Annotated in this window: 9 protein-coding genes; 1 reads left to right on the top strand and 8 read right to left on the bottom strand. The window is 61.1% G+C overall.

Going from position 1 to position 11,720, the window contains the following annotated elements:
- Window positions 1–289 precede the first annotated feature (289 nt).
- On the bottom strand, window positions 290–943 hold the full coding sequence (locus tag T370_RS0113985; protein ID WP_005027898.1) for an L-threonylcarbamoyladenylate synthase: 654 nt from the start codon (window positions 941–943) through the stop codon (window positions 290–292).
- A gap of 113 nt (window positions 944–1,056) precedes the next feature.
- Between T370_RS0113985 and T370_RS0113980 the strand changes: the two genes are divergently transcribed.
- Window positions 1,057–1,530 carry a 23S rRNA (pseudouridine(1915)-N(3))-methyltransferase RlmH gene (locus tag T370_RS0113980; protein WP_016360611.1) on the top strand — a complete coding sequence of 158 codons (474 nt, stop codon included), beginning with the start codon at window positions 1,057–1,059 and terminating at the stop codon, window positions 1,528–1,530.
- Between the two features lie 394 nt (window positions 1,531–1,924).
- On the opposite strand, the gene hisG is transcribed toward T370_RS0113980, so the two are convergent.
- The 7 genes from hisG to T370_RS23685 form a co-directional block, all read right to left on the bottom strand.
- Entirely contained in the window at window positions 1,925–2,803 is an 879-nt protein-coding gene (hisG, locus tag T370_RS0113975; protein WP_029436069.1) for an ATP phosphoribosyltransferase, read from the bottom strand.
- Entirely contained in the window at window positions 2,796–3,188 is a 393-nt protein-coding gene (gene hisI / locus T370_RS0113970) for a phosphoribosyl-AMP cyclohydrolase (protein ID WP_005027895.1), read from the bottom strand. Before hisI ends, hisG begins: the two co-directional genes overlap by 8 nt.
- Window positions 3,189–3,268: 80 nt before the next feature.
- Window positions 3,269–4,159 (bottom strand): 4-hydroxy-tetrahydrodipicolinate synthase, encoded by an 891-nt coding sequence (gene dapA, locus T370_RS0113965; RefSeq protein WP_005027894.1) that lies wholly within the window; start codon window positions 4,157–4,159, stop codon window positions 3,269–3,271.
- Window positions 4,160–4,431: 272 nt separating this feature from the next.
- Entirely contained in the window at window positions 4,432–6,126 is a 1,695-nt protein-coding gene (gene ilvB / locus T370_RS0113960) for a biosynthetic-type acetolactate synthase large subunit (protein WP_029436068.1), read from the bottom strand.
- 256 nt (window positions 6,127–6,382) lie between these two features.
- Complete coding sequence (locus tag T370_RS0113955; protein WP_029436067.1) at window positions 6,383–7,099, bottom strand: class I SAM-dependent methyltransferase; 717 nt, start codon at window positions 7,097–7,099, stop codon at window positions 6,383–6,385.
- A gap of 356 nt (window positions 7,100–7,455) precedes the next feature.
- Window positions 7,456–9,486, bottom strand: a complete 2,031-nt coding sequence (locus T370_RS0113950; protein ID WP_029436066.1) for an LTA synthase family protein — start codon at window positions 9,484–9,486, stop codon at window positions 7,456–7,458.
- Window positions 9,487–9,785: 299 nt separating this feature from the next.
- Entirely contained in the window at window positions 9,786–11,516 is a 1,731-nt protein-coding gene (locus T370_RS23685; RefSeq protein ID WP_248604264.1) for a lipid II flippase MurJ, read from the bottom strand.
- Between the last annotated feature and the right edge of the window lie 204 nt (window positions 11,517–11,720).

Raw genomic sequence — 11,720 nt, 5'->3', positions numbered from 1 at the left:
CCTTCCCCAAACCCCATCCCCTCCCCCCTAAAACTTTCGTAAGGGTAAATGGTGTGAAGGGCGGCGCGAAAGGCTGGAGCTTGGCAGGCGTCTCCCGGCAGCAAGTGAAAGAGAAAAAGAAGCGGCCCGGGAAATAATTCCGGGCCGTTTTTGTTTTTGAGAAAGGAAGATCCGAAGAAGAACTTGTCGCAAACGGAAAAGCTGCCATGTAGGATTCGATAAAGTCGAAAGTCTTGGGAGGGGAAAGGGGAAGCCCTTCTTCAGAAGGGTTCCCCTTTCCCCTCCAATCTCATTCTTCTTCCACAACCTCAAACCCGGCTTCAGCGATCTGCGCGGAGGTGACGGCGCCTGCCCTGAGGAGGCGGAGCCTGCCGTCTTCCATGCGTTCGACGAGTGTGGAGGGCAAGCCTCCTGCGGGAACGGGCGGCTCATCAAGGATGCCCATGACCGAAGCGATCAGCTCTTCGTCGAGCTGATTGACGCTGACGACGGCGGGATTGCCGCTGATGTTCGCGCTGCTGGAGGTGATGGGTTCGCCTACGGCCTGCGCAAGCGCGCGGGCTACGGGGTGGGAGGACAGGCGCACGGCCACGCGGCCCGTGCCTCCGGTGAGGATGTCCGGGACGCGGAGGCGTGCCGGGAAGATGACCGAAAGCGGACCGGGCCAGAAGCGTTTCAGGAGCGGCATGAGCTCGTCGTGGACCTTGGCGATCATATCAAGCTGTTCCCAGTCACCCAGAATCAAGGGCAGAGGACGGACAGTGGAGCGGTGCTTGGCCCGGTAAACGCGCGCGGTGGCGTCGGCGTCGAGGGCGCGGCTCCCGAGCGCGAAAAAGGTTTCCGTCGGGAAGATGACGGGATGCCCATCAAGCATGAGCTCCACCGCGCGTTTAAAGTCGACGTAGGGCGGCGTGTTGACGCCGCTAGCCTGTGAAGATGCCATATGCTTGCCTCCCGGACCTGCCGATGTTAGGTGAAGGCTCTCTTTTCAGAGCTTGTGAGGCTACGGGCCCGAAGCCCGCAACATGCATTCTATCCCCGCAACAACAGGGCATCATGACTTTAAAACCATTGCGAATCGTTGCCGTGGGGCGTTTGAAGACGCCCTTCTGGAAGGCGGCCGCTGAGCATTACGTTGAGCGGCTCGTCCGCTGGCGGGCGTTCACCGAGTCCATTATCAAGGACGGTGATCCTTCCTTGCCTATTGTTGACCGTAATGCTTTGGAAGGCAAGGGGATTCTATCCGCCCTTTCCGCCTCCGACATTCCCGTCGTGCTTGACGAACGGGGGAAGACCTTTACCTCCCGGCAATTCTCCGTTTTTCTGGAGCGGCTTTCCGAGAACGCCAGCCGCCGCCCCTGTTTTATCATCGGCGGGGCCTTTGGGCTTGACGATTCCGTAAAGCAGGCGGCTAGCCATTTGATCGCCCTTGGCCCCCTTACTATGACGCATGAGCTTGCCCGCGTCGTACTTTTTGAGCAGTTGTACCGTGCCGAGTCGTTAACGCGCGGGCTGCCGTATCATCATTGATGGAGCTGGGGTGGAAATGAAGATTGGAGGGGGGGGAGGGGAAACTTTCTAAAGAAGTTTCCCCTCCCCTCTCCAAACCTCCCCCTTCCTCTTCAAAGACTTTTGTAAACGGTGCGGATGATGGTTGCGGTGATGCGGCATGTCGAGGTTTGTTGAAAGTTTCCCGGCAGTGCATTCTTGGATTTTTTGTATTAATTACAAAAATTGAGCGTGTCACCGTGACCTCGAACGGGGGACTCCCGACGAAGACAAGACGGCGGACGCAAAAGGGTTCCGTGTCCAGCGCAAGCTGGATGCGGAACCCTTTTGCGTCCGCCGTTATGCCGGGGTCTGGGGGGCGGCTCGCCCCCCAGCGGGTGCAGGGCGGAGCCCTGCCCGCCGGAGGCATTTCCCCTTAGATAACCTTGTTCAGCGCGTATTCCAGAATTCCCTCGGCTCCGGCTTCGCGGAGCTGGGGGATGAGGTCGCGGACGATGCCGGTGCTGACCACGGTTTCAAGAGAGAGCCATTCGCCGTTCTGAAGCGGGGCGACGGTGGGGGAATTCAGGGAGGGCAGCAGAGCGAGGACGGCGTCCAGCTTGGCGGCGGGGGCGTTCATCTTGAGGCAGACGAGCGACTCGGCACGCAGTGCGCCCTGGAGGAGCAGATCGATCTGTTCGATCTTGCGGCGCTTTTCCGGGTCCTGCATGGCAGCGGCGTTGGCGATGAGCACCGTGTTCGTCACCAGCACTTCGTCGATGACGCGGAGATCATGGGCGCGGATGGTGGTTTCCGTCTCCGTCACTTCCACGATGGCGTCGGCGAGGCCTTCCACAACCTTGGCTTCGGTCGCGCCCCACGAATAGTTGATGTTGACCGGGATGTTGCGTTCCTTGAAATATTCGGTGCACACGCCCATGAGCTCGGTGGCGATACGCCTGCCCGCGAGGTCTTCGGGCTTCTGGTAGGGGGAGTCGTCGGCGACGGCGAGCACCCAGCGGGCGGGCTTGTTGGAAACCTTGGAGTAGATGAGGTCGGAAACCACCACCACGTCGGCCTTGGTTTCCTTCACCCAATCCTTGCCGGTCAGGCCGAGATCAAGCACGCCGTCCTGAATGTAGAGGGGGATTTCCTGCACGCGGCAGAGGCGGGCCGTGATCTCGGGATCGTTGATGTCGGGGAAATAGTTGCGGGGATGCTTGCGCACTTTCCAACCGGCACGGTCGAAGAGATCGATGGTCGGGTCTTCCAGAGAGCCTTTGGGCAGGCCGAGCTTGAGAATGGGATTAGCCATTGTACACCTCTTTGGGATCAAATACGAGTTCGGAACAGCGGGAAACCTTACCGTCGCGGAGTTCACGCGAGAAGCAGCTTCTGTACCCTTCATGGCAGGCTGCCCCGCCGATCTGTTCGATGAGCAGCACGACGGCGTCGCCGTCGCAATCAAGCCGGATGGACTTCACCTTCTGCACATGCCCCGACGTGCCGCCTTTATGCCACAGGCACTTGCGGCTGCGGCTGTAATAATGGGCTTCGCCCGTTTCGAGGGTCTTTTCCCATGCTTCGGGGTTCATCCACGCCAGCATGAGAACATCAAGGGTTTCCGCATCCTGCGCGACGGCGGCGATGAGGCCCCCAGACTTGCTGAAGTCCGGCGCAAAGGCAAGTGACGATTCCATGAAGTCTCCTTGTACGTATGTTTTTCAAACGCAAAACGCCACGGACTCCGAGGAGGCCGTGGCGCTTACGTACGCTTGCATTAATGAAGCAGGTCGCAATCGTTGAGTATCTTGGTCAGCTTTTCAAGGTTGTCCGGCATAAGCGGAACCATAGGCAGACGGAACTCGAGATCAAGGCCGCGCATCATGCATACGGCGGTCTTGACCGGGATCGGGTTGGTTTCAAGGAACATGGCCCGGTTGATGGGCATGAGCTTGAAGTGCAGGCGTCTGGCTTCGTCCATATCCCCGGCGAGGGTGGCCTTGCAGAGGTCGGCCATCAGCTTGGGCGCGACGTTCGCGGTCACGGAGATGACGCCGCAGCCGCCCACGGCGATGTGGGGCAGCACGGTGAAGTCGTCGCCGGAGAGGATCTGGAAACCTTCGGGGCACTGTTCCACGAGGTCGGATACATGGATGAGATCCGCGGTGGCTTCCTTGATGCCCACGACATCGGGCACATCACGGGCGATGCGGGCCACGGTGGGGGGCAGCATGTTGCAGCCGGTGCGGCCGGGCACGTTGTACAGGATGACGGGCATGGACACTTCGGAACAGATGGTCTTGAAGTGCTGGTACAGGCCTTCCTGCGTGGGCTTGTTGTAATAGGGGGTGATGTGCAGGGCGGCGTCCGCCCCGACATTTTTGGCGAACTGGGTCAGAGGGATGGCTTCGCGGGTGTTGTTGGAGCCCGCGCCGGCGATGACGGGAACGCGTTTGTTGACCTGCTCGACGCAGATGCGGATAGCGGCTTCATGCTCGTCGTGGGTCATCGTGGCGGATTCGCCGGTGGTGCCGCAGGGCACGAGGCCGTCGATGCCCTGTTCGATCTGCCATTCGATGAATTCACGGTAAGCTTCCTCATCGATCTTGCCGTTCTTGAACGGCGTCACCAGTGCTGTGAAAGCTCCGTGGAAACGTCCGGTAGTCATAACAATCCCCTTTCGGTACGGTGATGGGTCTGAACGTATCGTAAAGCACGGAGGCAGTAAAGCGGACGGCGGCAAAAAGCGCCGTTCCGGGTTCCGTGCGCCCAACAGTTTTGTTTTACGGTTTTTCCGCACAGCCGCCGTTCCAATATGCATTCGCGCTCTTGAAACGGCCTTCCGAGCGGCCTCCCCACGGTTGAAAAAAGGGAAGGAAAGGCGATGCGCCTTGAAAGGGAGGGAAACCGTTCGCGGAAGGGTTCCCTCCCCCAAAGTTTTTACAGCAACAGCATTTCGTCCAGCGAAGCCCCGGAGGGTACAGTGGGGTACACGTTTTCGTCGCGCTCGACGATGACGTCGATGATGGCCGTGTTCGGGCTGGCAAACGCGGTGCGGAGCGTGGATTCAAGATCTTCCAGCTTGGCGACGCGGTAGCCTTCGGCCCCATAGGCTTCGGCGAGCTTCACGAAGTCCGGCTGATCCGGGATGTCCACGGCGTTGAGGCGGCCTCCGTAGAAAAGATCCTGGAGCTGGCGGACCATGCCCAGACAGCCGTTGTTCAGGAGCAGTACCTTGACCGGCAGCTTGTTGCTGACGGCGGTGATGAGTTCCTGGAGGTTCATCTGGAACGATCCGTCGCCGGACACGTCGATGACGAGCTTGTTGGGATAGGCGAACTGCGCGCCGATGGCGGCGGGGAAGCCGTAGCCCATGGTCCCGAGGCCGCCCGAGGTGAGCAGGGTGCGCGGTTCCGTGAAGTTGTAGAGCTGCGCGGCCCACATCTGGTGCTGGCCCACTTCCGTGGTCAGGATGGCCTTGCCTTCCGTGATTTTGTCCACGGCCTTGATGACTTCCTGCGGCTTGATCGTCGTTTCGCCGGGTGTCCAGGTAATGGGCTGTTCCTGCTTCCATTCGTCAAGCTGGCCCTGCCATGCGGCGAAGCGTTCCTTCCAGGGGAGCGGTTCGCGGGCGGCGAGGTGTTCGCGGATGGCGACCAGCGAATTGCGGCAGTCGCCCACCACGGGGATACGCACGTTGACGTTCTTGTGGATGGACGTGGGGTCGATGTCGATATGGACGATGGTGGCCTTGGGCGCAAAGGAGGAGAGGCGTCCGGTCACGCGGTCGTCGAAGCGCACGCCCACGGCAATCAGGAGGTCGGCGTTGCTGACGGCTTTGTTGGCGGCATAGGTCCCGTGCATACCGAGCATACCGAGCCACTGCGGGTGATCGCAGGGGAACGCGCCGAGGCCCATCAGGGAACAGGTCACCGGGATGCTCAGGTTCTTGGCGAGATTGCGGAACTCTTCGCTGGCGTTGGACATAATCACGCCGCCCCCGCCGAACAGCAGGGGGCGCTCCGCATTGTAGAGCGCGTCCACGACCTTGCGGATCTGGGCGTAATTGGGGCGGTAGGTCGGGTTGTAGCTGCGCAGGCTCACGTCTTCGGGCCAGACGAATTCGGCCGAACCCTGAAGCACGTTCTTGGGCAGGTCCACAAGTACGGGGCCGGGACGCCCGGAACGGGCCAGATAGAAGGCCTGCCGTACGACCTTGGCGAGATCCTTCACGTCCTTCACCACATAGTTGTGTTTGGTGCAGGGGCGTGTGATGCCCGCAATGTCCACCTCCTGGAACGCGTCGTTGCCGATGAGGCCGGTGGGTACCTGCCCGGTGAAAATCACCATCGGGATGGAATCGCAATACGCGGTCGCGATGCCGGTCACCGTGTTGGTGGCTCCGGGGCCGGATGTGGCCATGCAGACGCCGACCTTGCCCGTAGCGCGGGCGTATCCGTCGGCGGCGTGAACGGCGGCCTGCTCGTGACGTACCAGAATGTGGCGTAGCTGTTCGCCGTACTGGGGCAGTTCATCATAGATGTCCAGTACGGACCCCCCGGGATACCCGAAGATGATGTTGACGCCTTCGCGAATCAGACACTCGATGAGAATTCTGGCACCGTTCAACTGCATTGAAGAACACTCCGTTCGGTACAAGGTGAAAAGAACACTCCGTCTGTTGTGTATAGCCGTGAGACAGTTGGAGGTCTAGCCCTTTTGCCGGGCTTTCCTCCTTTTTTCTCTCCGGTTTTCGGGCCTTGGCTCATAAGGAGGCGATTTCCCGTGGAGAGGGATGGCCTTATGTTCCTTTGGCGCGCCGTGAGGAGGGCTCCCCGCCTTTTCTTCAATATTTTTTGGGGACACACATTTTAACAAGTTTCCCCGTGTATTAGCGTTGAGGCGTATTCCGGGCACAGAGGCAGACGACTTCGCCTTCCGTTGTAATGGTGTCCACGGATAGCCCGGCGGTTTTGCAAAGGGCCGTAAGGTTGGCGATGCGGATCGGGAGGCCGTGGAGCGACAAGCCCGTGCCCATACGGAGAGCGGGCTGCCAGAGGAACAGCGTGCCGTTGTCAGCGAGGCGGCGGCTCAGCCAGCGGACGGCGTTGAGAGGCTTCTCCACTTCATCCAGAGGCTTGGTAACGGCGATGATGTCGAACCGGGAAACGATGTCGGCATCGCGGTAGTCCGCATTGTAGGCGGAACGCAGGAACGCTTTTTTGAGCAACCGCATGAACGCGTCGCCGGATTCGATGGCCGAAAGTTCCCAGCCGGGCCGCGCGGCGTGAAAGGCTTCCAGAAAACCGCCGTCCCCCGCTTCGAAGTGCAGCAGCGTTCCCGTTTCCGGCAGGCGCAGGAGCGTCTCCAATTGTTTGGCGGCCTGCTGCGGATGATCCGCGGCGGACAATCTGGCGGCCGCTTTTTCGTCCAGGGCCGCGGCGTATCGGGCCAGTGCCCCGAACCGTGCCTTTATGCCGGACAGAATGGACTCATGGAGACTTGTTTTCTTGCGGTTGTTCACGAAGGCGGCGGGCCCGGAGCAGGTTCCGGACAGGGCCCTGCCGGAAGACGCGAGGCAAACGGCGTGTATCGTAGGGTGAGGCATATGTTTTCCTTTGTTGATGTTCCGTGGAGGACGCGAGGTCCGCGGCAGCGCTTTTCCGTCTGAGGCGGCAGGCTGCACACTCGCAAAAGCATGGAACGTGCCATTTGCCCTTTCTGGAAAAGGAAGTCGCGTACTCCCTTATTATCAAAGAGCTTTCAGCATGAAGGAGAAGATCGCGCCGCGTTGCGGCAGAGCCCGTTTCGGTCTGGGGGCATTACGGAATGCAACCGTACCCGTGCGGAATGCAATCCCTGCTACAACCAACGAAGGCCGATGCGCAAACACCGGCCTTCGTTGGTTGTGGGGAACCGTTACGGGCATCCCATGTTTTTCGGGAAGAAAGGAGCCTTTCAGAGCTAGTCGAATTTTTTATTGTTATACAAAAGATATTTGGAAACGTTGTAGAAGTCCTGTGCGTACTGGCGCATGTGGGCGGCGCGTTCGGGGTCCGTGTTGAGCAGATCCTCCAGTACGGGGGCGTCCATTTTATACATGTGTTCGTCGGTTTCGCGGATATAGCAATAGCCGTTTTCCACAAGCCGCACCGTGGATTCGGTTTCCCCGCCGAGGAACTGCATTTCATCCCGCTTGGTATCCGGATCGAGGAGGTTCCGCCCCATCGCGTTGTAGCGGTAGGGGATTCCGGCGAGGGACGCCAGCGTGGGGAAGATGTCCGGCTGGCCGCACGGGCGGCCGTCGACGCCGGGCTGCAGTTTGCCCGCAGCGACGAGGCCGGGCGCGTAGATGAGCATGGGCGTATGGTTGCTCTGGAGGCGGCAGGCCAGATAGCCGGGGGACATGTTCAGGGACGTGTCGTTCAGGCCGTGATCGCCGAAAATGGCGAACACGGTGTTATCGAACCAGGGCTGCTGCCGGGCGATTTTGAAGAACTCGCCGAGCGAGTGGTCGGAGAAGCGGAGCGAGTTGTATTCGTCCGCGCCGGTGAAACCGTAGTTTTTGAGGATGGCTTCGGACGGCTGTTTGATCTGGAATCCCGCGTTGTCTTCGGGGATGGTGTAGGGGCGGTGGAACCCCGCCGTCTGGATGACCGCCACGAACGGCTTCGGGGATTTCGTGAGCGCGGCGGCCGCCTCGCGGAACAGATCGAGATCGGAAAGGCCCCACACGTCGGTATTGGGCGCTTTCCACGAGCCTTCCTCAAGCAGGTGCAGCCCTTCGATGTTGTGGGAGAGGAAGCCCCGGATGTTGGCCCAGCTCGCGCTGCCGCCGATCATGTAATATTTGCTGTACCCTTTGAACTCATTCATCATCAGCGCCTGATCCACCAGCGCCTGATTGCGGGAACTGGTGCCGCCGGAGCGGTTCACGTCCGGGATGCCGGTCATGGTGGTGAAGATGGCGCGGGCGGTGGTGCGCGTCGGCGCGAAGAACAGCGGATAATACAGCGAATCCTTGGAGAGGGCCATCAGGTTCGGCGTGGTGTCCTCGGGAATGCCGGTCAGGTTGGGCGAGAAGGACGTGCGCGGCCATGTCATGGACTCCATGATGATGACCACCACATTCAGCGGCTTTTCCTGCCGTTCCGCCGGGGTACCGGGCACCGTGCGCATGAAGTCGAGCTTTTGCGGATCGGGGTTGGGTACGCGGAGCCATGCCGCGACGCGGGGGTAGCTTTCCCGGGTGGCTTCGATGTCCGGGCGGGTCCCCCGCGCCGCGTTGACCGTATCGAAGAGGTTCTGGATGGGGTTCAGGGCGAGGATGGAGATGTTTTTGTCCACGCTGAAAAAGGCGTTGCTCCAACGCAGCGGGAAGAGGTTGGAGCTGATCTGTCCGTAGCCGAGGAGGAACAGGATCACGAATGTGGCGACGCTCCATCCGGTGCGGCCTTTCCATCCGAGGCGCGGCGTGGCTTCGTGCCTGGCCAGCGTTTTGCCGAAGAACAGGGCGTACAGCGCCGTAACCACGATGAGCCCGAACGTGATCCAGACGACGGGGTAAGTTTCCCAGACCATTGTCCCGGCGATGTCCGGGTCGCCGAGCAGTTCGAACAGGCTCGCGTCCACGCGGGTGTGCATGTAGAAGAACCAGCCGAAATCGATGATGTACACGAGCGTGGCCGCGGCGAAAACCGCGGCGTACAGCAAGTCGATCAAGCCACGGAAGCCTCGGCTGCGGACCAGAAGGCGCTCAAGAGGCGGGATCCCGAGGATGAGCGCAATGGGGATGAGCCCGAGTACGACCATGCGAATATCGAACTTCGTACCGATGTACAGGGCGTTCAGGATGTCGGAAGCGGGGTTCCCGGCCACTTCCGGCCAGAGGATGCCGAGCATGGCTCCTCGCGCCAGCACAAGCGCCAACAGCGTGCCAATAAAAAGGACGCTGAGGGTGCGGATAAACGGGGGGAAGAAAGATGTCTTTTGCATTTTTTTTGTATAGGACGAGCGCGTGAGAATGTGAAGTACCTAGAAAAGGTGGGAAAGCGCACGGGGCGAGGTGCGTTGTCCCGCCCGGAATGATAGGGCGGATAAACTTTAAAAGAGCGGAGATGCATTGGGGAAGGGGATTTTTTTGAGGAAAAGCTTTCCTCCCTTCCCTCAATTGGCCAGCGCGGAGTCCATCTCCCCTTTCCAATGCTGGTCATGCCTATCGGCTCATTACAGTCTTTTCCGGCATCAATGGCCTTTGAAATACGGCAACGTAAAGAGGAAATGCTCCAGGTGGACTATCGCTTTTTCAAGAGGCGGAACCAATTCCGGTCGCCGATGAGCAGGGAGGCGGCGTACACGGCTGCCCCGGCTGGTATGGCAAGGGCCAGCTGCGCGATGTTCGAGGCGTGCCCGGCCCAGAGGACAACGCCATAGGCGCTCCCGAAGGTCAGGGCCGTTCCGGCAAGCTGCACGGCGAGGGAGCGGAGCGGAAGCCGCAGGGAAACCCTGCGGGAGAGTCCGATCCAGAGCAGGGCCGCATTGCACCAGAGCCCCACGGAGACGCCGAGCGGCGGCCCCCATGCCCCAAAACGCAGGGTGAGGGCGTAACCCCCTGCAAGGGCGACGGCCAGAGCAACGGCGGCGGCCTTGAGCGGGAGCCCGCTTTCCAAGGCGTGGCAAGCCGCCAGCAAGGGCCGGGAAAGCGCATAGGCGGGCAAGCCGGGTGCGTAGGCGCACAGGGCAAGCGCCGTGGCGGAAACGGCTTCCGCATCAAAGGCCCCGTGCCCAAGCACAACGGCGACCAGCGGCAGGGATATCGCCGCCAGGCCCGCCGCCGCAGGCAGGTTCAGGCCGAGCGACAGCAGCGCCGCCCGCTGGATTTCGTCCGAGAAGGAGTGGGGAGGGGCGGTCGGCAGGGAACTTGGGGGAGGGGAAGGGGAACCGTGGGGGGGCTCCCCTCTTTTGAAAAAGGGTTCTCCATCCTCAAACGCCATCCCTTCACCATCCCAAGGCTTTTGCAAGCGGGCGCCGGGTATCGCCTTGGTGTCGTTGCGGGCCGTACGGGAAGCGGAAAGAGGCGGCGGGGGATCAGCCTGTTCGGGCTTTTGGGGTTGGGAAAGGGAAAACGAGGGGATTTCGTGGAAACGGGAAGAGCGGGAAAGCCCTTCGGAGGCCGCGAGTTCCGCGAGGCGCGGCGCGGCGGCCATCCCCACGGCGGCGCCGAGCACGCCGAGAGGAAATTCCAGCAGCCGTTCGGCATAAAACAGGGAGGCCATATGGCCTTCGGGCAGGAGCGAAGCCAGAGCGGAGGCTCCGAGAAAGGCCAGTTGAGGCATGGCGGCCCCAACGATGCCTGCGGGGAGACGGCGGAAGGCCTCCGAGACTGTCCGTGCATCGGCGGGCTTTCCCCTTTTCCCCTCTTCGCGCTGGAGGATGCGGGTTGCCGGTACCTGAGCCAGCCATTGCAAGATTCCCCCGCAGAGGACGCCGCAGGCGACGAGCACGCCCGGCTGCAGCGACGGGTTGAAGGCCGCCAGCAGTGCGAAGCCGATGACGCAAAGGTTGAACAGGGACGGCGTCAGCGAAGGCAGCAGGAAACGCTGCCTGCTGTGCAGGGCCGCCATGCAGCCCGCCGCCATCATGACGCTCCAGATATACGGAGCACAGATACGGAACAGCGTAACGGCCTCTCCGAACACTTCCGGGCGCTCCTCCAAACCCGGCGCGATGGCCCGCATGATGATTCCCGCTCCCGCCATGCACGCCAAAGCCAAGAACCCCGTCCATAAGGCCAGCTTGCGCGTTACCGCCAGCGCAAGCCCGCAGCCAGAACCGCCCCGCAGCCGTTCCCGCGTGCAGGCGGCGGTCAGGGAGAGGGACAGCGTGCCTTCGCCGAACAGCCGCCGGGCCATGTACGGAATCCGCAGCGCCGCCGTAAGCGCGTCCGCCGCCCCCGAACCGCCGAGCAGCCATGCAATGCCGGCATCGCGCACAAACCCTAAAAGCCGCGAAATGAGTGTCCCCACACCTACAATCAAAGTGTTTTTCGAGGAGGAAGACGAGGAGGGGGAATCCTTCTTGAAGAAGGGGTTTCCAGCTTCCCGGCCCTGTTCCAAACGCTCTTGATGCGCAGGAGGAAAACCGTTCGGCGAGCCGTGTTTCTCTGTCATAGGGAACACTCTGGATAAGGGACTGGGTAAGGGGAAAAGTCTTTGGAAGAGGAGGGGGAA

The organism is Bilophila wadsworthia ATCC 49260 (assembly GCF_000701705.1).
Lineage (GTDB): Bacteria > Desulfobacterota > Desulfovibrionia > Desulfovibrionales > Desulfovibrionaceae > Bilophila > Bilophila wadsworthia.
Note: the sequence above shows the minus strand (reverse complement) of the source record. Positions and strands in the feature narration are given on the sequence as shown.

Excerpts from the sequence above, each read along its gene's own strand:
- T370_RS0113985 (WP_005027898.1), bottom strand. The coding sequence starts at position 943 with ATGGCATCTTCACAGGCTAGCGGCGTCAACACGCCGCCCTACGTCGAC.
- hisG (WP_029436069.1), bottom strand. The coding sequence starts at position 2,803 with ATGGCTAATCCCATTCTCAAGCTCGGCCTGCCCAAAGGCTCTCTGGAA.
- T370_RS0113980 (WP_016360611.1), top strand. The coding sequence starts at position 1,057 with ATGACTTTAAAACCATTGCGAATCGTTGCCGTGGGGCGTTTGAAGACG.
- hisI (WP_005027895.1), bottom strand. The coding sequence starts at position 3,188 with ATGGAATCGTCACTTGCCTTTGCGCCGGACTTCAGCAAGTCTGGGGGC.
- dapA (WP_005027894.1), bottom strand. The coding sequence starts at position 4,159 with ATGACTACCGGACGTTTCCACGGAGCTTTCACAGCACTGGTGACGCCG.
- ilvB (WP_029436068.1), bottom strand. The coding sequence starts at position 6,126 with ATGCAGTTGAACGGTGCCAGAATTCTCATCGAGTGTCTGATTCGCGAA.
- T370_RS0113955 (WP_029436067.1), bottom strand. The coding sequence starts at position 7,099 with ATGCCTCACCCTACGATACACGCCGTTTGCCTCGCGTCTTCCGGCAGG.
- T370_RS0113950 (WP_029436066.1), bottom strand. The coding sequence starts at position 9,486 with ATGCAAAAGACATCTTTCTTCCCCCCGTTTATCCGCACCCTCAGCGTC.